Annotated in this window: 23 protein-coding genes; 9 read left to right on the forward strand and 14 right to left on the reverse strand. The window is 65.8% G+C overall.

The window, feature by feature from the left end; all coding sequences use genetic code 11:
- The first annotated feature begins 176 nt into the window (after nt 1-176).
- From ureE to JVX91_RS01640, 4 genes are all read left to right on the forward strand, one after another.
- Complete coding sequence (gene ureE / locus JVX91_RS01625) at nt 177-677, forward strand: urease accessory protein UreE (RefSeq protein WP_205337719.1); 501 nt, start codon at nt 177-179, stop codon at nt 675-677.
- Nucleotides 678-764: 87 nt separating this feature from the next.
- The gene (locus tag JVX91_RS01630) at nt 765-1,442 is read left to right on the forward strand and encodes an urease accessory protein UreF (protein WP_205337720.1); all 678 of its coding nucleotides are present in this window, start codon (nt 765-767) and stop codon (nt 1,440-1,442) included.
- A gap of 10 nt (nt 1,443-1,452) precedes the next feature.
- Nucleotides 1,453-2,067 carry an urease accessory protein UreG gene (gene ureG / locus JVX91_RS01635; protein ID WP_037012004.1) on the forward strand — a complete coding sequence of 205 codons (615 nt, stop codon included), beginning with the start codon at nt 1,453-1,455 and terminating at the stop codon, nt 2,065-2,067.
- 59 nt (nt 2,068-2,126) lie between these two features.
- On the forward strand, nt 2,127-2,699 hold the full coding sequence (locus tag JVX91_RS01640; protein ID WP_205337721.1) for a HupE/UreJ family protein: 573 nt from the start codon (nt 2,127-2,129) through the stop codon (nt 2,697-2,699).
- A gap of 439 nt (nt 2,700-3,138) precedes the next feature.
- Here JVX91_RS01640 and JVX91_RS01645 read toward each other — a convergent pair whose 3' ends face one another.
- The 9 genes from JVX91_RS01645 to JVX91_RS01685 form a co-directional block, all read right to left on the reverse strand.
- Nucleotides 3,139-3,903, reverse strand: a complete 765-nt coding sequence (locus JVX91_RS01645; RefSeq protein ID WP_205337722.1) for an SDR family oxidoreductase — start codon at nt 3,901-3,903, stop codon at nt 3,139-3,141.
- Between the two features lie 514 nt (nt 3,904-4,417).
- Nucleotides 4,418-5,341: an ornithine cyclodeaminase family protein gene (locus JVX91_RS01650; protein WP_205337723.1), complete on the reverse strand. Its 924-nt coding sequence runs from the start codon at nt 5,339-5,341 to the stop codon at nt 4,418-4,420.
- A 433-nt stretch (nt 5,342-5,774) separates the two neighbouring features.
- Nucleotides 5,775-6,491 (reverse strand): ABC transporter ATP-binding protein, encoded by a 717-nt coding sequence (locus JVX91_RS01655; protein ID WP_205337724.1) that lies wholly within the window; start codon nt 6,489-6,491, stop codon nt 5,775-5,777.
- Entirely contained in the window at nt 6,488-7,363 is an 876-nt protein-coding gene (locus JVX91_RS01660) for an ATP-binding cassette domain-containing protein (RefSeq protein ID WP_024765989.1), read from the reverse strand. The genes JVX91_RS01655 and JVX91_RS01660 overlap by 4 nt, the downstream gene beginning before the upstream one ends.
- Complete coding sequence (gene livM, locus JVX91_RS01665; protein ID WP_205337725.1) at nt 7,360-8,661, reverse strand: high-affinity branched-chain amino acid ABC transporter permease LivM; 1,302 nt, start codon at nt 8,659-8,661, stop codon at nt 7,360-7,362. The genes JVX91_RS01660 and livM overlap by 4 nt, the downstream gene beginning before the upstream one ends.
- A gap of 5 nt (nt 8,662-8,666) precedes the next feature.
- The gene (locus tag JVX91_RS01670; protein WP_205337726.1) at nt 8,667-9,581 is read right to left on the reverse strand and encodes a branched-chain amino acid ABC transporter permease LivH; all 915 of its coding nucleotides are present in this window, start codon (nt 9,579-9,581) and stop codon (nt 8,667-8,669) included.
- A gap of 135 nt (nt 9,582-9,716) precedes the next feature.
- Entirely contained in the window at nt 9,717-10,853 is a 1,137-nt protein-coding gene (locus JVX91_RS01675; protein WP_205337727.1) for a branched-chain amino acid ABC transporter substrate-binding protein, read from the reverse strand.
- Between the two features lie 419 nt (nt 10,854-11,272).
- Complete coding sequence (locus JVX91_RS01680; RefSeq protein WP_205337728.1) at nt 11,273-12,556, reverse strand: FAD-binding oxidoreductase; 1,284 nt, start codon at nt 12,554-12,556, stop codon at nt 11,273-11,275.
- A 256-nt stretch (nt 12,557-12,812) separates the two neighbouring features.
- Nucleotides 12,813-14,303: an aldehyde dehydrogenase family protein gene (locus tag JVX91_RS01685; protein ID WP_205337729.1), complete on the reverse strand. Its 1,491-nt coding sequence runs from the start codon at nt 14,301-14,303 to the stop codon at nt 12,813-12,815.
- 119 nt (nt 14,304-14,422) lie between these two features.
- Here JVX91_RS01685 and JVX91_RS01690 point away from each other — a divergent pair, with 119 nt between their 5' ends.
- Nucleotides 14,423-15,316, forward strand: a complete 894-nt coding sequence (locus JVX91_RS01690; protein ID WP_205337730.1) for a LysR family transcriptional regulator — start codon at nt 14,423-14,425, stop codon at nt 15,314-15,316.
- A 171-nt stretch (nt 15,317-15,487) separates the two neighbouring features.
- Here the strand turns inward: JVX91_RS01690 and JVX91_RS01695 are convergent, their stop codons facing one another.
- Complete coding sequence (locus JVX91_RS01695) at nt 15,488-16,180, reverse strand: NUDIX domain-containing protein (protein ID WP_205337731.1); 693 nt, start codon at nt 16,178-16,180, stop codon at nt 15,488-15,490.
- Nucleotides 16,181-16,348: 168 nt separating this feature from the next.
- Between JVX91_RS01695 and JVX91_RS01700 the strand changes: the two genes are divergently transcribed.
- Genes JVX91_RS01700 through nadE form a run of 3 tightly spaced genes read left to right on the forward strand, consistent with a single transcriptional unit; the run spans nt 16,349 to nt 19,057 of the window.
- Complete coding sequence (locus JVX91_RS01700) at nt 16,349-16,996, forward strand: nicotinamidase (protein ID WP_205337732.1); 648 nt, start codon at nt 16,349-16,351, stop codon at nt 16,994-16,996.
- A gap of 2 nt (nt 16,997-16,998) precedes the next feature.
- Nucleotides 16,999-18,198: a nicotinate phosphoribosyltransferase gene (gene pncB / locus JVX91_RS01705; RefSeq protein ID WP_205337733.1), complete on the forward strand. Its 1,200-nt coding sequence runs from the start codon at nt 16,999-17,001 to the stop codon at nt 18,196-18,198.
- A gap of 31 nt (nt 18,199-18,229) precedes the next feature.
- A complete protein-coding gene (gene nadE / locus JVX91_RS01710; protein WP_205337734.1) occupies nt 18,230-19,057 on the forward strand; it encodes an ammonia-dependent NAD(+) synthetase in 828 nt (275 codons plus the stop codon).
- A gap of 45 nt (nt 19,058-19,102) precedes the next feature.
- Here the strand turns inward: nadE and JVX91_RS01715 are convergent, their stop codons facing one another.
- Both JVX91_RS01715 and azu read right to left on the reverse strand, forming a co-directional pair.
- The gene (locus JVX91_RS01715) at nt 19,103-19,729 is read right to left on the reverse strand and encodes a hemolysin III family protein (protein ID WP_205337735.1); all 627 of its coding nucleotides are present in this window, start codon (nt 19,727-19,729) and stop codon (nt 19,103-19,105) included.
- Nucleotides 19,730-19,859: 130 nt separating this feature from the next.
- A complete protein-coding gene (azu, locus tag JVX91_RS01720; protein ID WP_205337736.1) occupies nt 19,860-20,306 on the reverse strand; it encodes an azurin in 447 nt (148 codons plus the stop codon).
- Between the two features lie 373 nt (nt 20,307-20,679).
- Here azu and JVX91_RS01725 point away from each other — a divergent pair, with 373 nt between their 5' ends.
- Entirely contained in the window at nt 20,680-21,267 is a 588-nt protein-coding gene (locus JVX91_RS01725; RefSeq protein WP_205337737.1) for a TIGR00730 family Rossman fold protein, read from the forward strand.
- Between the two features lie 7 nt (nt 21,268-21,274).
- Here JVX91_RS01725 and JVX91_RS01730 read toward each other — a convergent pair whose 3' ends face one another.
- Both JVX91_RS01730 and JVX91_RS01735 read right to left on the reverse strand, forming a co-directional pair.
- A complete protein-coding gene (locus JVX91_RS01730; protein WP_205337738.1) occupies nt 21,275-21,676 on the reverse strand; it encodes a type IV pilin protein in 402 nt (133 codons plus the stop codon).
- Between the two features lies 1 nt (nt 21,677).
- On the reverse strand, nt 21,678-24,947 hold the full coding sequence (locus tag JVX91_RS01735) for a PilC/PilY family type IV pilus protein (RefSeq protein ID WP_205337739.1): 3,270 nt from the start codon (nt 24,945-24,947) through the stop codon (nt 21,678-21,680).
- Nucleotides 24,948-24,991 lie beyond the last annotated feature (44 nt).

A 24,991-nucleotide genomic window follows, 5' to 3' on the forward strand; every position in this document is an offset into this window, starting at 1 on the left:
TACAAAAGCCGCAACGCCCCGGTACGGTGCGCACCTTTTTCGTGCGCACCATCGTCGTGCGCGCGCACCATTCCTGATCGCCCGGACAGTCCCGCCAGGCCGCGTCAACGCTGACGCCGGCCCGTACTGGCAAGCCCCTTGCTGTAGCACCGCCATTGCTACTGCCGGACGCTGCCATGCTGGTCATCCATCAACGAATCGAACCCCGCGAACACTGGGACGCCGAGCTGCGTCTGAATTACGAGGCGCGCAGCAAGAGCCGCCTGCGTTGCTTCAGCACCACCGGTGAGGACGTCGGCCTGCTCCTCGAGCGCGGCCAGTCACCGCTGGCCGACGGCGAGTGCCTGCTGGCCAACGATGGCCGGGTGGTCCGAGTCTGCGCAGCGCCGGAGAAGCTGCTGCACGTCACCTGTGCCAACGCCCGTGAGCTGAACCGCGCGGCCTATCACCTGGGCAATCGCCATGTCGCTCTGCAGGTCGGCGAGGGCTGGCTGCGCCTGCTCGATGACTACGTGCTCAAGGCGATGCTCGACCAGCTCGGTGCCACGGTGGAGGCCATCGAAGCGCCCTTCCAGCCGGAACATGGCGCTTACGGCGGCGGGCATCACCACTCGCACCATGGAGAAGAGCAGTTCAACTATGCGCCGAAGTTGCATCAGTTCGGAGTGCGCGTGTGAAGCCGCCGTGCTGGCTCCTCCCCCTCACCCCAGCCCTCTCCCTCAGGGAGAGGGGGCAGAGCGGTGTTCGCGGACAGGTCGTCGTTCATGACTGACTCTGCGAGCCTCTGGCCGCTGCTGCGCCTGGCCAGTCCTCAGTTGCCCATTGGCGGCTACAGCTACTCGCAGGGGCTGGAAAGCGCCATCGACCACGGCGTGGTGAAGGACGCCGAAGGCGCGCGGACCTGGCTCGCCGATCAGTTGCACCTGAACCTCGCCCGCTTCGAAGGCCCGCTGCTGGCCGAACTGCTGCACGCCGCGCAGGCCGAAGACTGGGAGACCCTGCGCGACGCCGCCGAGCGCCATCGCGCCAGCCGCGAGACCCGCGAGCTGGGCCTGGAAAACCGGCAGATGGGTTTCTCCCTTGGCCAGTTGCTCGACGCCCTGCCCGAGCTGGACGAACCCGCGCGCCAGTGGCTCGCCGAGCAACCCGAACCCTCCTTCGCCGCGGCCTGGGCGCTGGCCGCACGCTCCTGGGGCTTATCCCCGGAACAGGCCCTGGGCGCCTGGTTGTGGAGCTGGCTGGAGAACCAGTTGGCGGTGCTGATGAAAACGCTGCCGCTGGGCCAGTTGGCCGCGCAGAAGCTCACCTCGCACCTGCTCCCCGACCTCGACCAAGCCTGCCGTACCGCGCTCGAAAACGATCCCCACGGCGGCGCGCCCTTCGGGCTCACACTGGCCTGCATGAATCACGAAACCCAATACAGCCGTCTGTTCCGCTCCTAGGAGAACTGCCATGAACTCTCAACCTCTTCGCGTCGGCATCGGCGGCCCGGTGGGCTCCGGCAAGACCGCCCTGACCCTGGCGCTGTGCCGCGCCCTGCGCCAGCGCTACAACATCGCCGTGGTCACCAACGACATCTACACCCAGGAAGACGCGCAGTTCCTGGTGCGCAACGAGGCGCTGGAGCCGGAGCGGATCATCGGCGTGGAAACCGGCGGCTGCCCGCACACGGCGATCCGCGAGGACGCCTCGATCAACCTGGAAGCCGTGGACCAGCTCAACCGCCGCTTCCCCGGCCTCGACCTGATCCTGGTGGAGTCCGGCGGCGACAACCTCTCGGCCACCTTCAGCCCCGAGCTGTCGGACCTGACGCTGTACGTGATCGACGTGTCCGCGGGCGACAAGATCCCGCGCAAGGGCGGGCCGGGCATCTGCAAGTCCGATCTGCTGGTGATCAACAAGATCGACCTCGCCCCGCTGGTGGGCGCCTCGCTGGAAGTGATGGACCAGGACGCCTCTCGCATGCGCGGCGACAAGCCGTTCGTGTTCAGCAACCAGAAGACCGGCCAGGGCCTGGCCGAGATCATCACCTTCATCGAACGCCAGGGCCTGCTGACCGCAGCCTGATTCATTTCTCGCGGCCGCAGAAGAACGGCCGCCCTACGACAAGAACCAGGGAGTTACCCATGCAACTGCGCAAAGCCCTCTACAGCCTGGCGCTGTTCCTCACCCCGGCGGTGGCCTTCGCCCATCCGGGCCACGGCGACAATGGCCTGATCGCCGGTATCACCCACCCCATCACCGGCCTCGACCATCTGCTGGCGATGTTCGCCGTCGGCCTCTGGGCAGCACAGCAACGAGGCGCTGCGCGACTGGCGCTGCCCTGCACTTTCGTTGGCACCATGCTGATCGGCGGATTGCTCGGTTTCGAAGGAATGCAGATACCGTTCATGGAGACCGGCATCGCCGCCTCCGTGCTCGCGTTGGGACTGTGCGTCGCGCTGGCGGTGCGTCCGCCGCTGTTCCTGGCGATGGGCGCAACCGCGCTGTTCGCCCTCGCCCACGGCGTGGCGCACGGCCTGGAACTGCCGGAACTGAGCAGCCCGTGGCTGTATGCCGCCGGCTTCGTCGGCGCGACTGCGGCGCTGCATGCGGCGGGTTATGGGATCGTTCGTCTGTTGCCGCAAGCGGCGGCACCGCTGGTGCGTGTCGCCGGGCTGGTTTCGGCAGGCGCGGGTGCATGGCTGCTCGCCAGCTGATCCGCTCCTACAAAACTATCCGCGCCTCGGTGGGGCCGTAGGAGCGGACCTTGTCCGCGATGTCTTCCAGCGCGCTGGGAACCTATCGCGGACAAGGTCCGCTCCTACAAGATCAAGAGCCCCTCACCCTGCCCCTGGCTGCGCGCCCCGCTCCTCAAGCGGGAGAGGGGACTGTCCGGAGCAGGATGAAACCATGGCGTCAGCCGGTACGGATGGCTCCCTCTACCAGAGGGAGAAGGACAGTAAGGTGCAGGACGAAACCGAACCATCAGCTGGTACGGACGGCTCCCTCTCCCTTTGGGAGAGGGACGGTAAGGTGCAGGATGAAACCGAACCATCAGCCGGCACGGACGGCTTCCTCTCCCTTTGGGAGAGGGCTGGGGTGAGGGGAATCGCCCAACAACCTCTCCCCCGGAAACTTCAGTTGCCCAACCGCAAATCACCCCTTGCGATGCACCGAGAACCCCGCCCATGCCTGGCTCACCGGCATGATTTCCAGGGTGTTGATGTTGATGTGCGGCGGCTGGTTGAGGATCCAGTGGATGGTCTCGGCAATGTCCACGGACTGGATCGGCTCGGCGCCGGCGTAGGTCTTGTCGTACTTCGCCTGGTCGCCACCGAAGCGCACCAGGGAGAACTCGCTCTCGCACATGCCCGGCTCGAGGTTGGTGACACGCACGCCGGTGCCCTGCAGGTCGCAGCGCAGGTTCAGCGAGAACTGCTCGACGAAGGCCTTGGTCGCGCCATACACGTGGCCGCCCGGATAGGGCCAGTGGCCGGCCACCGAACCCAGGTTGAGGATGCTCGCGCCCGGACCATGGGCGATCAGGCGTGGCAGCAGCAGGCGGGTGGCGTACATCAGGCCCTTGATGTTGGTGTCCACCATGGTGTCCCAGTCATCCAGCTCACATTGCTGCGCCGGGTCGGCGCCCAGGGCGAGGCCGGCGTTGTTGATCAGGCCGCGCAACTTGGCGAATTTCTCCGGCAGGCTGTCCACCGCCGCCGTCATCGCGGCGCGGTCGCGCACGTCGAGCACCAGCGGCAGCACGTCGGTCTCGGCGGAAAGCTCCTGGGCCAGCGCGTTCAAGCGCTCCTCGCGGCGGCCGGTGATCACCAGCGACCAGCCGTCACGGGCGAAACGTCGCGCGCAGGCTTCGCCGAAGCCGGAGGTGGCGCCGGTAATGAACAGGGTGGGAGTGGTCATCACAGAGATCCTCTTGCTGGGCACTGCCGTCGCCGATGCATGCCGGGGAATCGTGCGGTGCGCGTTCTTATCGGTCGTCGAGCATAACAGCCCGAATCTGCCGCGTTGCGTTACAGCCGTGCTGGATAAAACCCGCACAGCCGCGTGAAAGGCCCATGGCTGCGGGCCTGCCGCGAGTTGCGCCCACCTTGTCCACAGGCTGCTCCACGGTTTCTGTGGGCAAGCGGAAGTACGCTTTCCCGCTGGACGAATTTCGAGCGCTTCCCTGCAGTCCGCGCCACCGCTGCGCTGGAGAAGTTCTTCCCAAGGTTATCCACAGATCTTTCAACGGCTGACGGGGACAATTGTCAGCTTCCCGGAACTTTTCCGCGAAGCCGTACCTGTCCATCCATACAGGGGTTGCGGGGTAATCGAACAGAATTCGAGCGGCCCTGGCGGCGCCTGCGGCCACGCGGCATGGCAGCGTTTTCCCAGACGTTATCCACAGCCCCGCCCACAGAATTTCGGGACAACTTCACGGGACCAGCAGCCGCGCCGCGATCAGGTCTTCCAGTGCATAACCGACGGACTTGAACAGAGTGATCTCGCTGTCGCCCCGGCGCGCACCGCGTCCCTGCAGCAAGTCGCTCAGTTGGGTAGCGATTGCGCTTTCATCGATCACACCCTCGCCCATCGGGATCAGCAGGTCGCCCGCCTCTTCCAGCGCGCCTTCGCGGGTATCGACGACGATGCGCGCGCGGCGCACGGCTTCGCTGTCAGTCTCACGCATGCTCGGCAGGAACGCGCCGACCAGATCGAGGTGGCAGCCCGAGCGCAACCATTCGCCGAGTACGATGGGCTCGCGGGACGTGGTGACGCAGCTGATACAGTCCGCCGCCGCGACGCCACCGCGCAGATCGACACAGGCGTGGACGGGATAGCCTTCGTCCTGCAATTGCTTCACCAGGGCCAGCACCTTGTCTTCGTGGCGACCCCAGAGGGCGATGTCCTCGTACTCGCGCACCGAGCAGTGCGCGCGGACCATGTGCGGCGCCAGGGTGCCGCTGCCGACGATCAGCAGCCGCCGCGCATCGCGGCGCACCAGGTAATCGGCGGCCAGCGCGGAGGTGCAGGCGGTACGCCGGGCGGTCATCTCCGAGGCTTCGAGCATCGCCAGCGGGCGCCCGGTTTCGCCGTCGAACAGGCAGAACAAGGCGGCCACCGCCGGCAGGTTCTTCGCACCGTTATTGGGGAACACGGTGACCAGCTTCACGCCGATGTCCTGGCCGGGGCGCCACACCGGCATGGTCAGCAGGGAGGCGTTCCTGGGCAGCTCATGGCAGGCGCGCACCGGGGCCTGGTACTCACCGGCAAGGCCGATGCGCAGAGCTTCGATCAGTTGGGGATAACCCAGGCGCTGGGCGACGTCGGCGTTGGTGAGGAAGCGGAGGTCTTGCATGGATTCTCCTCAGCTGGGAGCGGTGGATAACTCATAGGAGCAACCGTCTTCCTGTGGCAACTCCGTGCCGATGCCCCCCTCACCCCAACCCTCTCCCATAGGGAGAGGGAGCCGTACTTGCCGGCTGACACCATGGCATCCATCCTCCGCCGAACGATCCCCTCTCCCTATGGGGGAGGGAGCCGTACATGCCGGCTGACACCATGGCGTCCATCCTCCGCCGAACGATCCCCTCTCCCTATGGGAGAGGGGGCCGTACGTGCCGGCTGACACCATGGCGTCCATCCTCCGCCGAACGATCCCCTCTCCCTATGGGAGAGGGGGCCGTACGTGCCGGCTGACACCATGGCATCCATCCTCCACCGAACGGTCCCCTCTCCCTATGGGAGAGGGTTAGGGTGAGGGCAGCCAGCGCAGAGGAAACGCAACCGCGTCAGTGCCCACCCAGATACGCGTTGCGAACCTCCTGGTTACCCAGCAGTTCCGCACCGGTGCCGCTCAGGCGGATTTCGCCGTTGACCATCACGTAGCCACGGTCCGACAGCTTCAGCGCGTGGTTGGCGTTCTGCTCCACGAGGAACAGCGTCATCCCGCTCTGCGCCAGCTCGCGCAGGGTCTGGAAGATCTGCTTGACCACGATGGGCGCCAGCCCCAGCGAAGGCTCGTCGAGCAGTAGCAGCTTGGGCCGGCTCATCAGCGCGCGGGCGATGGCGAGCATCTGCTGCTCGCCCCCGGACATGGTCATGGCGCGCTGGTTGCGCCGCTCCTTCAGGCGCGGGAAGAGGTCGAACATGCGCTGCATGTCTTCCTGGGCGTGGTCCATGCCGATGGGGATGGTGCCCATCAGCAGGTTCTCCTCCACGGTCATGTCGGGGAACACCCGGCGCCCTTCCGGCGACTGCGCGATGCCGTTGGAGGCCACGTAGTGCGCGGACCTGTGGCTGATGTCCTGCCCCTTGTAGAGGATCGCGCCGCCCGCCGCGCGCGGCTGGCCGAAGATCGACATCAGCAGCGTGGATTTGCCCGCGCCGTTGGCGCCAATCAGCGCCACGGTCTCCCCCTCGTTGACGGTCAGCGAGACTTTCTTCAGTGCCTGGATCGGCCCGTAGAACACATCGACTTCACGGAATTCCAACATCGGCGCCGTCATGCCAGCTCCTCTTCGTCTGCGCCGAGATAGGCGGCAATGACCTTGTCGTTGTGGCGAATCTCCTCCGGGCCGCCGCGCGCGATGACCACGCCGTGATCGAGCACGATGATGTGGTCGGAGATGTTCATCACCATGCCCATGTCGTGCTCGATCAGCAGCACGGTGATGCCGTGGTGGTCGCGCAGGTAGCGGACGATGCGCGCCAGCGCCTGGGTCTCGGCGGGGTTGAGGCCGGCCGCGGGTTCGTCCAGGCAGATCAGCTCGGGCCGGGTGCACATGGCGCGGGCGATCTCCAGGCGGCGCTGCTGTCCGTAGGACATCTCGCCGGCCAGGCGGTTGGCGCAGTCCACCAGGTCCACCACTTCCAGCCAGTAGAAGGCGTGATCCAGCGCCTCGCTCTCCGCACGGCGGTAGCCGGGGGTGTTGAGCACGCCGGCGATGAGGTTGCGGTTGACGAACATGTGCTGCGCCACCAGCAGGTTCTCCACCACCGACATCTCGCGGAACAGCCGGATGTTCTGGAAGGTGCGCGCCAAGCCGGCACGGTTCACCAGGTGAGTGCCGCCGAACATCTTGTAGTAGAGGCGGTTGCCGAACTGCGCCGGGTTGACGAAGTCGCCGCCCTGGAACGGCTGGCCGAGCACCTTGATGACGTCGGTCGTGCCGCCCTGGGTGTTGAGCAGGATGTTGCCACCGGTGGCCTTGTAGAAGCCGGTGAGGCAGTTGAACACCGTGGTCTTGCCGGCGCCGTTGGGGCCGATCAGCGCGGTGATGGAGCCGCGTTCCACATCGAGGTTGACGTCGTTGAGCGCCTTGATACCGCCGAAGTGCATCATCAGGTGCTCGACGCTGAGGATCTTGTCACCGCTCATGGCGCCACCCCCTTGCGTACGGCAAAGCCGCTACGGCTGATGCGGATCAGCCCGCGCGGCCGCCAGATCATCATCAGCACCATGAGGATGCCGAACAGCAGCACGCGGTAGTCGGCGAAGCTGCGCAGCAGTTCCGGCGCCACGGTGAGGACGAAGGCGGCGATCACCACGCCCACCGTCGACCCCATGCCGCCCAACACCACGATGGCGAGGATCAGCGCCGACTCGAAGAAGGTGAACGACGACGGGTTGACGAAGCCCTGGTAGCTGGCGAAGAACACGCCGGCCAGGCCTGCGGTGGAGGCGCCGAGCATGAACGCCGAGAGCTTCACCAGCACGTGGTTCAGGCCCATGGCGCGGCAGGCGATTTCGTCCTCGCGCAGCGCTTCCCAGGCGCGGCCGACCGGCATGCGGGTCAGCCGGTGCTTGATGTAGAGCACCAGCAGCACGACGAGGAACAGCACGATGTAGATGAACAGGAACTTGAAGTTCTGGTTGTAATCGATGCCGAGGAATTCGTGGATCGGCGTGCCGCCCTCCTTCGCCCGGCGGCCGAACTCGAGGCCGAAGAAGGTCGGCGACGGCACCGGCATGCCGTTCGGGCCGCCGGTGAAGGACAGCCAGTTGTTGAGGATCAGGCGGATGATCTCGCCGAAGCCCAGGGTCACGATGGCCAGGTAATCACCGTGCATTCGCAAGACCGGGAAGCCCAGTAGCGCCCCCGCCAGCGCGGCGACGATGGCGGCCAACGGCAGTACCGTCCAGAAGCCCAGGCCGAGGTACTGGTAGCCCAGCGCGAGGCCGTAGGCGCCGATGGCGTAGAAGGCCACGTAGCCGAGGTCGAGCAGGCCGGCGAGACCGACCACGATGTTCAGCCCCAGGCCGAGCAGCACATAGATCAGCCCGAGGATGATCACCGTGAGCAGGTACTTGCTGGCGAAGAACGGGAAGATCACCGCGGCGAGGATCACCAGCGGGACGATCCAGCGCAGGCGCGTCTTGTAGCCCGGCGGCAGCACGCTGATGCCCGAGTCGGAGCTTTCGAAGCGATCCATGATGCGCAGGCCCGCCGGGGTCTGCAGGAACAGGCTGAGCAGCAGGCGGCCGAGCATCACCGCGCCGATCATCCAGGCCAGGCGGACCGGTTCGACCTTGAAGCTGTAGCCATCGAGCACGATGCCGACGATGGGGCCGAACACGATCAGGGCGATCAGGCCGGCGAGCACGGTGTCGACGAGGCTCTTCTTGATATCGATGCGCGCCGTGTTGGGCGCGGCTGAAGTCTGGGTCGCGGACATCGTGCTTACACCTTCGAAACCAGGGGACGGCCCAGAAGTCCTTGCGGCCGGAAGATCAGGATGGTCACCAGCAGGCCGAAGGCGAACACGTCCTTGAAGTCGGTGTTCACCATGCCCGAGAACTGCGCCTCGGCCACGCCCAGGATCAGCCCGCCGAGCATGGCGCCGGGCAGCGAGCCGATGCCGCCGAGCACCGCGGCGGTGAACGCCTTGATGCCGATGATGAAGCCGGCGTAGAAGTCGAAGGTGCCGTAGTTCATGGTGATCAGCACGCCGGCCAGCGCGGCCATGGCGGCGCCGATGACGAACACGTAGGAGATCACCCGGTCGGTGTTGATCCCCAGGATCGAGGCCATCTTGCGGTCCTGCTGCGTGGCGCGGCACATGCGCCCGAGCTTGGTGTACTGGATCACGTAGGTCAGCACGCCCATGCCGACGAAGGCGGCGATGAGGATGAACACCTTGGTGTAGGTCAGCTGCACGAAACCTTCGCCAATGTGGAACTTGAAGGCGCCGTCGAGCAGGGTCGGCACGCCTTGCTGGCGCGGGCCCTGGGCCAGCTGCACGTAGTTCTGCAGGATCAGCGACATGCCGATCGCGGAGATCAGCGGCGCCAGGCGCGTGGAGTTGCGCAGCGGTTTGTAGGCGATGCGTTCGATCACCCAGCCGTACACACCCGTGACGAAGATGGTGAAGACCAGGGTGCCGAGGATCAGCAGCGGGAACGACTGCAGGCCGAAGAAGGCCAGCAGGGCCAGGCCCACCGCCGAGAGATAGGCGGAGATCATGTACACCTCGCCGTGGGCGAAGTTGATCATGCCGATGATGCCGTAGACCATCGTGTAGCCGATGGCGATCAGACCGTAGACCGACCCGAGGGTCAGCCCGTTGATCATTTGCTGAAGGAAGATACCGTCCACGATTGGGTACTCGCGCAAGCAGGGCAGGAAAGGCTGACGGCTCGCGCAATCACCGGCTCGTGACCAGCTGCGCGCGTACCGCCGACCTGCGGGGAAGCCGGCGCCGCGGGTAGCGGCGCCGGCCGGGTCAGGCGGTTACTTCTTGAACGCGTCGAGCTGGTGGTACTTGCCCTTGTCGTCCCACTCGTAGACGACGTAGTCGGAGACTTTCAGGTCGCCCTTCTTGTCCCATTCCTTCTGCCCCATGACCGTGGCGACCGGGTGCGATTTCAGCCACTCGCTGGCCTTGGCCGGGTCGGTCTTGCCCGCGCCGTTGAAGGCAGCGGCCAGGGCCTGAACCGAGGAGTAGGCATAGAGGGTGTAGCCTTCCGGCTCGAAGCCATTGGCGCGGAATTTCTCCACCACGGCCTTGCCGTCCGGGATCAGGCGCGGGTCGGCGCCGAAGGTCATCAGCACGCCCTTGACGTACTGCGGGCCGCCAGCGGTGGTGACCAGCTCGTCGGTGACGATGCCGTCATCGGACATGAACTTGGCGGTCAGGCCCTGCTCGCGCATCTGGCGTACCAGCGGGCCGGCTTCCGGGTGCAGGCCGCCGAAATAGACGACTTCTGCGCCGGACGCACGGATCTTGGTGACCAGGGCGTTGAAGTCCTTCTCGCCACGGGTCAGGCCTTCGTACAGCACTTCCTTCACGCCGCGCTTGTTCAGTTGCGCGCGGGTCGCGTCCGCCAGGCCTTGGCCATAGGTGTCCTTGTCGTGGATCACCGCGACTTTCTTCGCCTTCAGCACGTCGACGATGTAGTCGCCGGCGACGATACCCTGCTGGTCGTCACGGCCGCACATGCGGAACATGCCGGACAGGCCGCGCTCGGTAACCTGCGGGTTGGTGGAGCCGGGGGTGATGGCGATGATGCCGGCCTCGTCGTAGACCTCCGAGGCGGGGATGGTGGAGGAGGAGCAGAAGTGGCCGACCACGGCGACCGCCTTGTCCTGGTCGACCAGGCGGTTGGCCACGGCCACGGCCTGTTTCGGTTCGCAGGCGTCGTCCGCCTTCACCAGCTTGATCTTCTCGCCATTGATACCGCCGGCGGCGTTGATGTCCTCGGCGGCCTGGCTCGCCCCGCGCCAATATTGTTCACCGAACGAGGCGTTGGCCCCGGTGTGCGGTCCTGCGACCCCGATAACGACATCGGCCTGTACTACGGAAGACATGCCCAGCGCGGTGGTGACCGCCAGAGCCAGAAAACCTTTTCTGAAAATCTTCTGCGACATGGAGTTTTGCTCCTGAGGGTTTTTGTAATGGCGCGTATATGACGTGTTGGCGATTTCTCGTTTAAGCGATTAAGCGATTAAGCGATCTATCGCCAGCAAGCCGCGTGCCATTCGTTTTTGTTATTAACCAAGACCTACAGCAAAAACAGCCAGGGCTGGCAGGCATCAAGCGCTAGACACGTGCAACCCATTGAAAGCAGAAGGTGCAACCAGACAGCAAAAAGGGTGCAACCATCCTTCCCGTGGACTGGCTCTCCCAGCCACCACAGGCGCAACCCCAACCGTAACCATCGCTGTCACCGAAGTGCACATCCGCGGTGCAGACCCGTCGGGGTAACGCACCATAAGAGGCTAGACCAAAGTGCAGCGGCTGCAGGCGGGTTATCCCACGGGAGGCGCCCTCCCGCAGCGAACCCGCCTCAGATCACCACCCGCAGGCATTGCCCGGCGTGGTAAAGGGAGAATCCGGCCTCGTACAGGCAACTGCGCAGGCCGGCGGCGGAAATCTCCTCCATGGGCCGCAGCGGCATCGGTAGCGCACTGGCGTCACCATCCAGCAGGAAGTCGGCAAAGGCCTTGCCCACGACGGTGCCGGTGGTGACGCCACGGCCGTTGTAGCCGCTCATGGCGACCAGCCCCGGCGCCGGTTCGAACAGGCGCATGAGGTGGTCGGGAGTGAAGTCGATGCAGCCGGTCCAGGTGAACTCCCAGTCCACCTTGCCCAGCCTGGGGAAGTAGTGCTGCTGGATGCGGTCCGCCCAACTCTTCAGGAACCACGCCGGCTTGCCAGTACCCTTGCCGAGGCTGCCGAGCAACAGGCGCCCATCGGCGTCGCGGCGAATGCTGCTGAGCACCTGGCGGGTGTCCCAGGAGCCCTGCCCGCCCGGCAGGATACGCGCGGCTTCGGCGCCCTCCAGCGGACGCGAGGCGACCTGGTAGTAGTAGCCGGGGAAGAAGGTGCGACGCAGCTGCGTCCACTCGCCTTCGGTGTAGGCGCTGGAGGCGATCACCACCTGTTCGGCGGTCACTACGCCGCCAGCAGTGATCACATTCCACGCGTTGCCGACGCGCACCAGGCCGACCACCGGGGAATGGTGATACAGCTCGCCGCCCAGGCCCATCACCGCACGGGCGAGGCCGCTGACGTAGGCCATCGGGTTGAGCGTGCCGGCGCGGCGATCCAGCAGCGCGCCGGCGATCTTGTCGGTGCCACAGGCCTGCTCGCAGTCGGCGCCGGTCAGCAGTTCTACCGGAGCGCCGCGGCGACCCCATTGCTCGCAGCGGCTGCGCAGGTCCGCCAGGCCACGGGCGTTGTGCGCCATGTGCAGGGTGCCTTCGCGGCGCGCCTGGCAATCGATGCCGTACTTGTCGATCAAAGAGAACACCAGCGAGGGCGCGTTGCCGAGCATGCGGTTGACTCGCTGGCCGACTTCCGCGCCCATGCCTGCTTCGATCTCGTCCGGGGGAATCCACAGGCCGGCGTTGACCAGCCCGACATTGCGCCCGGAGCCACCGTGCCCGGTGGTGTGGGCTTCCAGCACGCAGACCGTCTGGTCCCGTTCCAGCAGATGCAGCGCAGCGGACAGGCCGGTGAAGCCGGCGCCGATGACACACACGTCGACCTTGCGATCCCCGCGTAGCTCCGGAGCTTCCGGGCGATCGGGTGTCAGGTATTCCCACAGACATTCTTGGCGAAGCGACATCCAGCGATCCTTCTACGCGAACCTTTGTGAATGACTCTGTACAGCTGTGTTCTTGTGTAGTTCGTAGGGCGCATAACGCGCCAGCGTTATCCGCCGCAACAGAACGGCGGATAACCTGCTCCAGGTTATTCGCCCTACGGTGCTGTGTTGTTGTGCAGGACCGAGGGGGACGCCCAGTCCTTGCTCGCGAACGGCCCCGCAGCGGAGTTTGTTCGCGAGCAAGCTCGCTCCTACAAGGGCATGCGCCCCGGCACGCTCAGTCGAAGACTATGCCCTGCGCCAGCGGCAGTTCCCGCGAGTAGTTCACGGTGTTGGTCTGCCGGCGCATGTAGCCCTTCCAGGCGTCGGAGCCGGACTCGCGGCCGCCACCAGTTTCCTTCTCGCCCCCGAAGGCGCCGCCGATCTCCGCGCCGCTGGGGCCGATGTTGACGTTGGCGATGCCGCAGTCGCTGCCCACCGCCGAGATGAAGGCTTCCGCCTCGCGCAGATCGGTGGTGAAGATGCACGAGGACAAGCCCTGCGGTACGCCGTTGTTCAGCGCCACCGCGTCGTTGAAGTCCTTGTAGGGCACCACGTAGAGGATCGGCGCGAAGGTCTCGCTGCGCACCACGTCGCTCTGCTCAGGCATCTCGACGATGGCCGGCGATACGTAGTAGGCATTGGGGAATTTGTCGGCCAGCTGGCGTTCGCCGCCGAATACCACGCCGCCCTCACCGCGCGCCTGCTCCAGCGCGCCCTGCATGGCCAGGAAGCTGCGCTCATCGATCAGCGGGCCGATCAGATTGCCTTCCAGCGGATGGCCAATGCGCACCTTGGAATACGCAGTCTTCAGGCGGCTGACGAACTCGTCCTTCACCGACTCGTGGGCGATCAGCCGGCGCAAGGTGGTGCAACGCTGCCCTGCAGTGCCGACGGCGCTGAACAGCACGGCACGCACGGCCATGTCGAGGTCGGCGCTGGGCGCCAGGATCATCGCGTTGTTGCCGCCCAGCTCGAGAATGCTGCGGCCGAAGCGAGCCGCCACGCGCGGGCCGACTTCGCTGCCCATGCGGGTACTGCCGGTGGCGCTGACCAGGGCGACGCGCACGTCGTCCACCAGCGCTTCGCCAGCGCTGCGGTCACCAATCACCACCTGGCTGAGGTGCTCCGGCGCATCACCAAATTTCTTCAGCGCGCGCTCGAACAGCGCCTGGCAGGCCAGCGCGGTGAGCGGGGTTTTCTCCGACGGTTTCCACACCACCGAGTTGCCGCACACCAGCGCCAGCGCGGTGTTCCACGACCAGACGGCGACCGGGAAGTTGAAGGCGCTGATCACCCCGACCACGCCCAGCGGATGCCAGGTCTCGCGCATGTGGTGGCCGGGGCGCTCGGAGGCGATGGTCAGGCCGTAGAGCTGGCGCGACAGGCCGACGGCGAAGTCGCAGATGTCGATCATCTCCTGCACTTCGCCCAGGCCTTCCTGGGTGATCTTGCCGGCCTCCCAGGACACCAGTTCGCCCAAGGCGGCCTTGCTTGCCCGCAGCTCCTCGCCGAACAGCCGAACCAGCTCACCGCGACGCGGCGCCGGCACCTTGCGCCAGGCCTCGAAGGCGTGGGCGGCGCGGCCGATCTTCTGCTCCACCTCGGCGGCGCTTTCCAGGCGCACCGCGCCCAGACGGCTGCCGTCGATGGGAGTGTGAATGACCTGATCGCCACCGGTGACCAGGCGGGCGTCGACGCCGAGGGATTCGAGCAGTGCGGAAATCATGCGGACTCCTGAATAGGTTCAGAACCAGTTGGAATGCCAGCAGTAATAAACGGCTTGCCTGGGCACAACAAACGACGTTTCCTATGCACATCATTCCGTAAATTCATGAACTGCCCACCATGCTGAGCAAACGCCACCTGCCGTCCATGACCGCCCTGCAATGCTTCGAAGCGGTGGCGCGGCACCTGAGTTTCACCCGCGCCTCCGAAGAGCTGAACCTGACCCAGAGCGCAGTCAGCAAGCAGGTGGCGCAGCTGGAAGAAATGCTCCAGCACCTGCTGTTCCGCCGCGTACGCCGCCGCTTGCAACTGACGCCTGCGGGAGACCTGTACCTGGTGGAAGTGCGCAAGATCCTCACCCAGGTCGAGATGTCCACCCACTACCTGCTGTCCTACGGCGGCGAAACCGAAGTACTGCGCGTGGCGACGCCGCCGACCTTCGGCGCGCGCTGGCTGATCCCGCGGCTGAACGGCTGGCGCCATCGCCACCCGAACATCCACTTGGACCTCCGCCAGGAACTGGAACCCGGCGACCTGCTGCAATCGCGCTGCGACATCGCCTTCTTCTTCGGCGCCGGCACCCTGCCCGGCGCGGAATGCGTGGCGCTGTTCGGCGAGGAGATGGTGCCGGTGTGCTCCCCGGCGATCCTGCCAGCGCAGCCGCTGAGCGAGCCGACGCAACTGGCCGATCTGGTCCTGCTGCAGAACGCCACGCGCCAGGAGGCCTGGCACGAGTGGTTCCTGAGCCTCGGCCAGCACAGCGAGCACAGCTACCACGGACCGCGTTTCGACACTTTCTACATGTGCATCCGCGCCGCCCAGGCCGGTTGCGGCGTGGCGCTGTTGCCGCGCTTCCTGGTGGAGGAAGAACTGAGCGAGGGCAAGCTGGTGATCGCCTGGGAGCACGGGCTGGCAAGCCGCAGCGGCTACTACCTGGCGTACCCCGAGCATGCGGCGGCGGTGCCCAAGGTCAGGGCGTTCGTGGAGTGGATTGGGGAGCGGATGGAGGGGTGAGTTCAGCGCGGCGCCAAGAGCCCCTCACCCTAACCCTGGCTGCGCGCCCCGCTCCAAAGGGAGAGGGGACTGATCGGTGCAGGCGTACACCACTGCTCTCACTGGCACAGACGGCTCCCTCTCCCTCCGGGAGAGGGCTGGGGTGAGGGGGAATGCCCGAGCGCCGGAGCGTCAGACCAACAAACTCCGATCAAACACAAACGCCCCATCCCCCTGCGGCGTAAAGCGCAGCACATGCTGCGGCCGCCCCATTGGCGGCTGGTGGCGCTCGCCGGTGTCTTCCACCCAGCCCGCCGCCTTCATCCGCTCCAGGCGCCCGCGAAGACTGGAATGCTGGACCTCCTCGCCGATGGATAGCTCGAACGCCTTCAGCGCTTCCGCCACGGTAAAACGCTCCGGCAACAGGTGCAGCGGCAATGCGCTGTACACCGACTTGCTGGCCAGCCGCTCACAGGCCTGCTGCACCAGATGGGCATGGTCGAAGGGCAAGGCCAGGCGCTCGCCGCGCACGGCGTCGAGCGGCACGAAGTCGAGATCGTCGGCGGCCAGTTCGGTCTCCGGCGCCACCAGCACGAGATAGAACACGCTCAGCGACCAGCCGCGCGGGTCGCGCACTGCGTTGCCGACCGTGGCCACCTGCTCCATGTAGGCCGGCTGTACGCGCGCCTTCTCGCGCAACGCGCGCAAAGCCGCATCGTCCAGGCCGTGATCCGCGCAACGGCCGTTGATCAGCACGCCGGGCAATGCCCATTGCCCCTCGAACGGCCCGTGGGCGCGGCGGATCAGCAGCAGCTCCAACCCGCGCTCGGGATTCAGGCGCAGCGCCACGATATCCACGGTCGCCAGCACTTCAGCGGTACTCATCGAAGCTCCTCGAATAGGCTTTCGCCGGGAAAATCCTGTGACTTATTTCACCACGCATAGAAAGCATCTTCCACTGCCACCCATTTCCGTTCTTTTTACTTGACGACTTATTTCACGTCGTGAATTATGTAGCCACGACAGGCCACCAACGGTCAAGCGGAGGCTCCCATGAACCTGATCGCCAGCTTCGACGTAGACGCCCAGAAGGGCTTCACCCCGCTCTGCCCCAACGAACTGCCGGTGCCCGGCGGCGATGCCATCGGCGGCGCGCTGAATCTGCTGGCCGAGCGCGCCAGCCTGCGCCTGGGCAGCAAGGATGCGCACACCGCGCAAGCGCCCTGGGTCGTGAGCGAGCCGGCACAGATGCTGCAACCGCTGTCCCTACCCAACGCCGACCTCACCTGGGTCAGCCACTGCGTGCCGGGCACGCCGGGCTTCGAACTGCTGGACGAACTGCCGCAGCCGATGGAGTACGACTTCTTCATCTGGAAGGGCGTCGAGCCGGACCTGCACCCCTACGGTGCGTGCTACCACGACCTGGCGGAACGACGCAGCACCGGGGCCATCGAATACCTGCGGCAGAACGCGGTCAGCCACGTGCTGGTGGGCGGCCTGGCGCTGGACTACTGCGTGAAGACCACCGCGCTGCAACTGCGCCGCGCCGGCTTCCAGGTGCTGCTGTACCTGCCGGCCTGCCGGGCCATCGCGGAGGAAACCGCCAAGACCGCCTGCACCGAGATGCGCGACGCCGGAGTGATCCTCTGCGCGGACGAGAACGAGCTGGACGAGGCCCTCATGGGCATCAGGGAGAACTGATCATGGCCGAGAGCGTATTTGCCGAGAGCATCGTGCAGAACCTGCTGGACACCGACTTCTACAAACTGACGATGATGCAGGCGGTGCTGCACAACTACCCCAACGCCGAAGTGGAGTGGGAGTTCCGCTGCCGCAACGCCGAGGATCTGCGCCCGTACCTGGCGGAAATCCGCTACCAGATCGAGCGCCTGGCCGAACTGGAGGCCACGCCGGACCAACTGGCCTTCCTCGAACGCATCCCGTTCATCAAGCCGGACTTCATCCGCTTCCTCAGCCTGTTCCGCTTCAACCTGCGCTACGTGCACACCAGCATCGAGGATGGCCAACTGGCCATCCGCCTGCGCGGGCCATGGCTGCACGTGATCCTCTTCGAGGTACCGCTGCTGGCCATCGTCAGCGAGGTGCGCAACCGCTACCGCTACCGTGAAGTGGTGCTGGAGCAGGTCGGCGAGCAGCTCTACCGCAAGCTCGACTGGCTCGCCGGCAACGCCAGCGCGGACGAACTGACGGAATTTCAGGTCGCCGACTTCGGCACCCGCCGGCGCTTCTCCTACCGCACCCAGGAAGAAGTCGTGCACATCTTGAAACGCGACTTCCCCGGCCGCTTCGTCGGCACCAGCAACGTGCACCTGGCCCGCGAATTCGACGTGAAGCCCATCGGCACCATGGCCCACGAATGGCTGATGGCGCACCAGCAGCTCGGCCCACGGCTGATCGACAGCCAGATCGCCGCGCTGGACTGCTGGGTGCGCGAGTACCGCGGCCAGTTGGGCATCGCGCTGACCGACTGCATTACCATGGACGCCTTCCTCAGCGACTTCGACCTGTACTTCGCCAAGCTCTTCGATGGCCTGCGCCACGATTCGGGCGATCCGCTGGTCTGGGCCGAGAAGGCCATCGCCCACTACCGCCGCCTGGGGATCGACCCGATGACCAAGACCCTGGTGTTCTCCGATGGCCTCGATCTGCCCAAGGCGTTGCAGCTCTTCCGTGCATTGCGTGGCAAGATCAACGTCAGTTTCGGCATCGGTACCAACCTGACCTGCGACATTCCGGGCGTGGAACCGATGAACATCGTGATCAAGATGACGGCCTGCAACGGCCACCCCGTGGCGAAGATTTCCGACACCCCGGGCAAGACCCAATGCCGCGACGAGAACTTCGTCGCCTACCTGCGCCATGTGTTCAAGGTGCCGGTGTAACCCTTTTCGCATCCGACCAGGAGCCCATCAGATGAAAGACAGACAGGCCGCCATCGCCAGAGAACTCAACGTGCAGCCGCCCTTCCAGTCCGACGCCGAGCTGCAGGCCGAGATCCAGCGGCGCATTCGCTTCATCCAGGACTGCCTGAAGGGTTCGGGGATGAAGACCCTGGTGCTGGGCATCAGCGGCGGCGTCGACTCGCTTACCGCCGGCATGCTCTGCCAGCGCGCCGTGGAGGGCCTGCGCGCCGAGACCGGCAACCAGGACTACCGCTTCCTCGCCGTGCGCCTGCCCTACAACGTCCAGGGCGACGAGCAGGACGCCCAGGACTCGGTGGACTGTATCGCCCCCGACGAACGCCACACCGTGAACATCGGCCCATCGGTGCAGGCGCTGGCAGCCGAAACCCAGGCGCTGGAAGGCCTGGCGCCAGCCACCCGCGACTTCGCCCTGGGCAACACCAAGGCGCGCATTCGCATGGTCGCCCAGTACACCATCGCCAACGCCCGCGCCGGCCTGGTGGTCGGCACCGACCACGCCGCCGAGGCGGTGATGGGCTTCTTCACCAAGTTCGGCGACGGCGCCTGCGACCTCGCCCCGCTCACCGGCCTGGTGAAGAACCAGGTGCGCAGCATCGCCCGCAGCCTGGGCGCGCCGGAGCATCTGGTGGAGAAGGTGCCGACGGCGGACCTCGAGGACCTCGCCCCCGGCAAGCCGGACGAGCATTCCCACGGCGTGACCTACAAGGAAATCGACGCCTTCCTGCACGGCCAGGAGGTCAGCCAGGAGGCCTTCGACATCATCGTCCGCACCTTCGAGAAGACCCGCCACAAGCGCGCCCTGCCGACCGCGCCGTAAGCAGTCTGCAACCAGCGGCGCGGGAGCGATCCCGCGCCGCCCGGCTCAATGCTGGGGAATGACGTAGCGCCAGATGGCGATGAAGTGCAGCAGGCTGCCGGCGATCACGAACAGGTGCCAGATGCCGTGCCAGTGGCGGAAGCGGCTGTCATAGGCGAAGAAGATGATGCCGATGGTGTAGAAGGCGCCACCGCCCACCAGCCAGGCGAAGCCCGCGCCGCCCAGCGCGCGGTACAGCGGGCCGATGGCGATCAGCACGATCCAGCCCATCACCGCGTAGATGATGATCGACAGCACCCGCGCCTCGGAGCGCGGCTTGATTTCCTGCAGCATACCGATCACCGCCATTGACCAGACGATGCCGAACAGCGTCCAGCCCCAGGGCCCTTTGAGCGTCACCAGACAGAACGGCGTGTAGCTGCCGGCGATCAGCAGGTAGATCGACAGGTGGTCGAGCTTGCGCAGGATGACTTTCGCCCGCCCCTGCACGCTGTGGTAGAGCGTCGAGATGCTGTAGAGCATGGTCAGCGTCGTGCCATACACCGCCACGCTGACGATGCGCAGTGGCTCACCGACCAGGCTGGTGGCCACCAGCAGCCAGATGCCGCCCACCAGCGCCAGCACTGCGCCGATCAGATGGGTCCAGGCGTTGAAGCGTTCACCGTGGTACATGGGTCCCCCGTTGCGATTTCAAGCAGGAACACCCTAGCGCCCTTTCGTGAAATAAAAAGCGTGAAATGAAAAGCCCGACCATGGGTCGGGCTTTTCGTGTACCGGTTTTCCCTTTCTCAGGAAGCCCGGATCATTTCAGGGACAGGGTGCCCTTCATCATGGCCGAGTGGCCCGGGAAGGAGCAGAAGAAGGTGTACTGCTCGCCTTCCTTCAGCTTGGAAACATCGAAGGTCACCGAGTCCTTCTCGCCGGAACCGATGATCTTGGTGTGGGCGATTACGCGGGTGTCGCCATCCTTCACGTAGTTCTTGTCCAGACCGGCGGCCATGCCATCGGTCACCACGCCCTGCATGTCGGCGGCGGTGGTCAGCACCCAGTTATGGCCCATGACGTTCTTCGGCAGGCTGCCCGGGTGGGACAGATTGACGGTGAAGGTCTTGCAGCTCTTGTCGACGCTGATGGCGTTGGTGCTGAACTGCATCTGGTCGTTGCCCTGGATATCCACGGAGCATTCGGCGGCCAGTAGCGGGGCACTGAACAGGCCAAGCAGGGATACAGCAGCGAGTTTACGGAACATACAAGCCTCCTAGGCAGGTTGGGCGGAGAATCCTAAAAGGGAAGACTGCCGGATCGGCGATCCGGTTCCCCTGATCCAAATCAACAGCCCACTGGCGAATGGCCACGGGCGAAGCCTGGAACTGTCTATCAGGCCGATCCACATCTTCAACGAGGCAGATCAGCGCACCCCGCCTAGCATAGACGCCACACCCCGGCCCAACAGGAGTTCGCGCCATGAATCGGTACCCGTTGTTACAAAAACTGCTGGCATGCTACGCCCTGGCGTCGTGCGCCGGAGGCTGCGGGCTGGTGGAATTGGAGTAGGACTTTTCGGACTTGGTCGCTGCTCGGACTGCCGCTACCCTGACGGCCTGCAAAACGAGGAGTGATCCATGACCTTGCGTTCCATCTGCGTGTTCTGCGGTGCCAGCCCCGGCGCCACCCCGATCTACCAGGAAACAGCCGAAGCCCTGGGCCGCTATCTCGCCGAAAACGGCATCCAACTGGTCTATGGCGGTGGCGCCGTCGGCCTGATGGGTATGGTCGCCAACGCGGCGCTGGCCGCCGGCGGCGAAGTCATCGGCATCATCCCGCAGAGCCTGAAGGATGCCGAAGTCGGCCACCACGGCCTCACCCGCCTGGAAGTGGTGGATGGCATGCATGCGCGCAAGGCACGCATGGCCGAACTGAGCGATGCCTTCATCGCCCTGCCCGGCGGCCTGGGCACCCTGGAGGAACTGTTCGAGGTCTGGACCTGGGGCCAGCTTGGCTACCACGGCAAGCCACTGGGCCTGCTGGAGGTGAACGGCTTCTTCGACCCGCTGCTGACCTTCCTCGACCATCTGGTGCAGGAGCGCTTCGTCCGCCAGCCGCACCGCGACATGCTGCAGCGAGCCGACTCGCCGGCTGCGCTGATCGAGGCCCTCGCCGCCTGGAAGCCCCTGGCCGCGCCGAAATGGGTGGATCGCACGCCAACCTGACCCGCGACTACCAGCAGTGCTCCGCGGCCGCGCCACGGAGCCCGCTGCTGGCCAGTGTCAGTACCCCGCAGCCGTCCCGCGCCATCGCCCCCTCCGGCACGGCCTGGAGGACATAACTCGAGTCCTCGGGCGCTTTGGCGAAGCTCAATCGATACTGCACCGGCGCGCCGTCACGTGGCGCGATGGTGAACGGCAGCACTGCGCCGACGTACGAACCTCGGCTCGTGTAGAAGCGCTCCAGATATTGGGCCAGCTCCATCAGCGACTTCTCCGCGTCCGTGCGTCGTACTCGCTGGATGTGCTCCTGGTAAACCGGCAAGGCAACGCTCGCCAGGATGCCGATCAACGCCACGCCGACCAGCAGTTCCACCAACGTGAAACCGTCACTGCGTTCACTGCACCGTTTCATCTCAGCGTGACTCCCACCAGCCCCTGCGTTCGCTGCCATGGGGCAGCTCGACCGTTCGTACCTGCGGACGCCCTTCCCGATCGAGGGTTGAAACGCGCAGGTCGCCGTTCCCATCGGAGCGCACCAGTGCGCCGCTCCCTTGATCACTCTCGCTATCGCCCGCCAGGTCCGCCAGAGGGGCATTCAGGGCGCCGCCATCGTCCAAATCCAGTGCGATGGAGCGGTGCAGGAAAGGATCGCCACAAGGGTCGTCGCCCGGCCTGAGCAGGTTGAACAGCGCGAACTGCCCATCGCGCAGCTGTGGCTGTTCGATCACCCGCGTGCCGTCGGCGGGCAAGTCGAGGTACCAGCCGTGGCTGCCGCTGCCCGGCGGGCTGGACGACGGGCCCTGGCGCGGCGCTTGAAGCTGCGAACGTCCGGCGATGGGGCGGCCCTCGTCCAGCACGCCGTAGAGGCTCTCCACCTCCTGGCGCAGCGGCGGCTCACTGTCGCCGACCCGATAGAGACGCCCGGTGCCAACGATCAGCCGAACCTGCCCGTTTCGATCCAGCGCCGCGGCCACGGGTGCGGAAATACCCTGCGCCGCCCCTCTCGGTGCCTGCGCGCGGAACAGTGGTTTGCCTGCCAGCGAAGAGGGGATCACTGAGTCACGCCCGTCCTCACCGGCCAGGTCCACGCGCCAGAGATTGCCGCGGCTATCGCCCACGTAGAGCCGATTGGCGGTCACGTCGCCGACGCTGCTGATCGCCGTCACGGCCCCCAGGTCTCCGGCGCCGGGCAGGCTGATGCGTTTGAGCAGGCGGCCATCCGCCGCATCGAGCAGCCAGATGTCCCCGCCCTGCCCTTCAGGCTCCCGAGCCCCGGAGGAAACGATCACCACGAAGCGTCCCGAACCCAGCGCGACCAACGCCGGGCGGCCAAGCGTGTAACCGAGGTCCGGGTGAGTGAACTCCCACAGCACGCTGCCGGGCTGCACGGCCTGCGGATTGGTGACGTCCAGCGCGAACACGCTCCGCCCGCCAGCGCCAGTGCTTCCCACCAGCAAGGTCCGCCACTGCCCGGCAACCCACGCATTGCCGACGCTGGGCGACCCATCCACGTAGAAACGATGGGCATAGCCCGGATCGGCCAGCTCGCGCAGATGAGCGAAGATGGCCGCCGGCACATAGGCGAACAACTCCCTGCCATCGCTGGCATCGAAGCCATGCAACATGCCGTCGTTGGCGCCCACGGCCACCAGTGGTGTCCGCTCGCGGTAGGTGGCGCTGTCGAGGAACTCCCGGTAGGTGCTTCCCAGCGTTCGTCCCTCGCCCAGCGCCAGCGACAACGAGCCATAGGGCTGGGCGTCATGCCACGAATGGACGGGCCGGGAATTCACGATGTCGCCCAGCCGACCGCGCCGCTGACGATACGGCAGGGTGCCGTCCAGCCCATTGCGCTCCAGTGCCCTCGAGCCCCGCAGGAAAGCCAGCAACGCCGGGCCATCGGTCGGTTCGACACCCAGCCTGCGACGTTGCTCGTCGTCGAGGGCGCTCCAGATGAATGGCACACCTTGCCGTGCGACCGCCGCACCCTCGCTCTGCACGGGCCGCACGGTGAGGATGTTGCGCGATGTCAGTTGAGCCTCCGTCAGGCGGTCCAGCCCTTCGGCGGCGGACCACACGAGCTGCTGATCGCGCCAGAGCGACAGGTCGCCGCTCCAGAACTTCGGCTCCAGCGCCGCACTGAAAAGCTCGCCGGCTCCACCGCCATGGCTGAGGTTGCCGATGCTCTCCCGTTCAGCATTGGCCGCATGTGCGAAGGCCTGCTTCAGTTCTGCGCGCAACGCTTGGGGCGCGGAAAGCAGGAAGAGATTGGCGGGACGACCTGCCGGTCCTTTCCACCAGGACTCGGCCAGCGGCGCGACGTGCTCGTCACGATAGTCCTGTGGCGCCAGGAATCCGCCGTACTTCGTCGCCAGCCAGAGCGCGTCATCGACGTGCGGCGCGTAGCCCGGTGAGGCCAGCCAGTAAGTGGACGCACTCTGCCGGCCCGGCAGCTCGGGACGCAGATCGCCCACATGGGTGTCATACGCAAGGCCTGCGAGAGCAAGGGCCGCCCCGGAACGTGACGCTCCCTCGAGAATCGCCACGCGTTGCGCGGCGCGCTTCAAGTCCACACGGGGGTCATCGGCGGCGAGGCCGGCGAGCGATTCACCCACGTTCCCCGATCCATCGCTGCCCACACCAAGAATTGCATTGCGCTGGCAGGCATAGATCAGCGGGTCCACGTGTCCGCTTTCCTGGCTTCCGAGGTAGCGCGTGGCGGCATGGAACAGCTCGCCAACATCGTCGAACGTCCGCGGCTGAATCTCGTCGAAGCGGTTCAGGTAGTTGATGGCACCACCGCCCCGACCCGTGGCGTCGGGCGCTTCGGCAAAGAATCGGTCCACGAAGACGCCCGTGCGTGGCGACCACTCCGCCTCCGGGTTAACTCGACCATCATCCAGCTGCGGCCCGACGAATTTCTGCGGCACACGCAGTGCGGCAAGCGCCTCGGCGGCGCTGCTGGAGCGTCCGAAAACGCTGAATCGCAGCCCCTCCGAAAACTGCTGCAGCAGCCCTTCGGGCTTGAAGTGCGCACCGTAGCGCTGGCAGTTGTCCTCGAGTTGCCCGTCGACACAGACCTGCACTCGCACGGGTATCCGGTAGCTCCTTGGCGGCTCCAGCAGCGCACCAGGCTCGAAGTCCTGCGGCTCCCCGGGAAACTCCGGACTGCGGCTGAGCAACAGGCTGCGGTCCTGCCCTGCGATGCGGATGTACAGCGGGAAACCACTGTATGGCGTCGCGCCCCCGACGTGTTCGGCAGGCACGCCGCGGTCGGGGAAGGATGCGTCGCTCGCCAGGTTCCTGCCCTTCTGCAACACCGTGGTGTCGGCACTGTCGATCAGTCGATCGCCGCCAGTCATCACGGCGCGAAAGACATCGACGGCCTGCGCGCTGGCCCAATTGAGAAAATTGCCGCTCCAGGCGCGCGAACAGGCATGTCCGACTGCCGCCCCGGACGGCTGAAAGTAGCGTTCCGCCGGGCGGAAGGCATAGCACTTCTCCGCGTCGAAATAGCCGATGTAGGCCTCTCCCGGGGCGTAGACCGTGGCCGGATTGGCTGCCGCCGCAGTCGCCGCGTGCGCAGTCGAAGGCAGCACCACCAGGTTGCCGGGAGCGCCGCTGCCGATCTGCAACGGCGTCTGGCTGACCGGGCCGGCTTCTGCCGGGCAAGCGAGTACCAGCAATATCATCCCGGTGCAGAGCCACCCACATTCCATCGCCACCTCCC

The organism is Pseudomonas sp. PDNC002, from assembly GCF_016919445.1.
Classification (GTDB): Bacteria; Pseudomonadota; Gammaproteobacteria; order Pseudomonadales; family Pseudomonadaceae; genus Pseudomonas.

What these genes read in the sequence shown, in the direction of transcription:
- ureE (WP_205337719.1), top strand. Translation starts at nt 177, where the DNA reads ATGCTGGTCATCCATCAACGAATCGAACCCCGCGAACACTGGGACGCC.
- JVX91_RS01630 (WP_205337720.1), top strand. Translation starts at nt 765, where the DNA reads ATGACTGACTCTGCGAGCCTCTGGCCGCTGCTGCGCCTGGCCAGTCCT.
- ureG (WP_037012004.1), top strand. Translation starts at nt 1,453, where the DNA reads ATGAACTCTCAACCTCTTCGCGTCGGCATCGGCGGCCCGGTGGGCTCC.
- JVX91_RS01640 (WP_205337721.1), top strand. Translation starts at nt 2,127, where the DNA reads ATGCAACTGCGCAAAGCCCTCTACAGCCTGGCGCTGTTCCTCACCCCG.
- JVX91_RS01645 (WP_205337722.1), bottom strand. Translation starts at nt 3,903, where the DNA reads ATGACCACTCCCACCCTGTTCATTACCGGCGCCACCTCCGGCTTCGGC.
- JVX91_RS01650 (WP_205337723.1), bottom strand. Translation starts at nt 5,341, where the DNA reads ATGCAAGACCTCCGCTTCCTCACCAACGCCGACGTCGCCCAGCGCCTG.
- JVX91_RS01655 (WP_205337724.1), bottom strand. Translation starts at nt 6,491, where the DNA reads ATGACGGCGCCGATGTTGGAATTCCGTGAAGTCGATGTGTTCTACGGG.
- JVX91_RS01660 (WP_024765989.1), bottom strand. Translation starts at nt 7,363, where the DNA reads ATGAGCGGTGACAAGATCCTCAGCGTCGAGCACCTGATGATGCACTTC.
- livM (WP_205337725.1), bottom strand. Translation starts at nt 8,661, where the DNA reads ATGTCCGCGACCCAGACTTCAGCCGCGCCCAACACGGCGCGCATCGAT.
- JVX91_RS01675 (WP_205337727.1), bottom strand. Translation starts at nt 10,853, where the DNA reads ATGTCGCAGAAGATTTTCAGAAAAGGTTTTCTGGCTCTGGCGGTCACC.
- JVX91_RS01680 (WP_205337728.1), bottom strand. Translation starts at nt 12,556, where the DNA reads ATGTCGCTTCGCCAAGAATGTCTGTGGGAATACCTGACACCCGATCGC.
- JVX91_RS01685 (WP_205337729.1), bottom strand. Translation starts at nt 14,303, where the DNA reads ATGATTTCCGCACTGCTCGAATCCCTCGGCGTCGACGCCCGCCTGGTC.
- JVX91_RS01690 (WP_205337730.1), top strand. Translation starts at nt 14,423, where the DNA reads ATGCTGAGCAAACGCCACCTGCCGTCCATGACCGCCCTGCAATGCTTC.
- JVX91_RS01695 (WP_205337731.1), bottom strand. Translation starts at nt 16,180, where the DNA reads ATGAGTACCGCTGAAGTGCTGGCGACCGTGGATATCGTGGCGCTGCGC.
- JVX91_RS01700 (WP_205337732.1), top strand. Translation starts at nt 16,349, where the DNA reads ATGAACCTGATCGCCAGCTTCGACGTAGACGCCCAGAAGGGCTTCACC.
- pncB (WP_205337733.1), top strand. Translation starts at nt 16,999, where the DNA reads ATGGCCGAGAGCGTATTTGCCGAGAGCATCGTGCAGAACCTGCTGGAC.
- nadE (WP_205337734.1), top strand. Translation starts at nt 18,230, where the DNA reads ATGAAAGACAGACAGGCCGCCATCGCCAGAGAACTCAACGTGCAGCCG.
- JVX91_RS01715 (WP_205337735.1), bottom strand. Translation starts at nt 19,729, where the DNA reads ATGTACCACGGTGAACGCTTCAACGCCTGGACCCATCTGATCGGCGCA.
- azu (WP_205337736.1), bottom strand. Translation starts at nt 20,306, where the DNA reads ATGTTCCGTAAACTCGCTGCTGTATCCCTGCTTGGCCTGTTCAGTGCC.
- JVX91_RS01725 (WP_205337737.1), top strand. Translation starts at nt 20,680, where the DNA reads ATGACCTTGCGTTCCATCTGCGTGTTCTGCGGTGCCAGCCCCGGCGCC.
- JVX91_RS01730 (WP_205337738.1), bottom strand. Translation starts at nt 21,676, where the DNA reads ATGAAACGGTGCAGTGAACGCAGTGACGGTTTCACGTTGGTGGAACTG.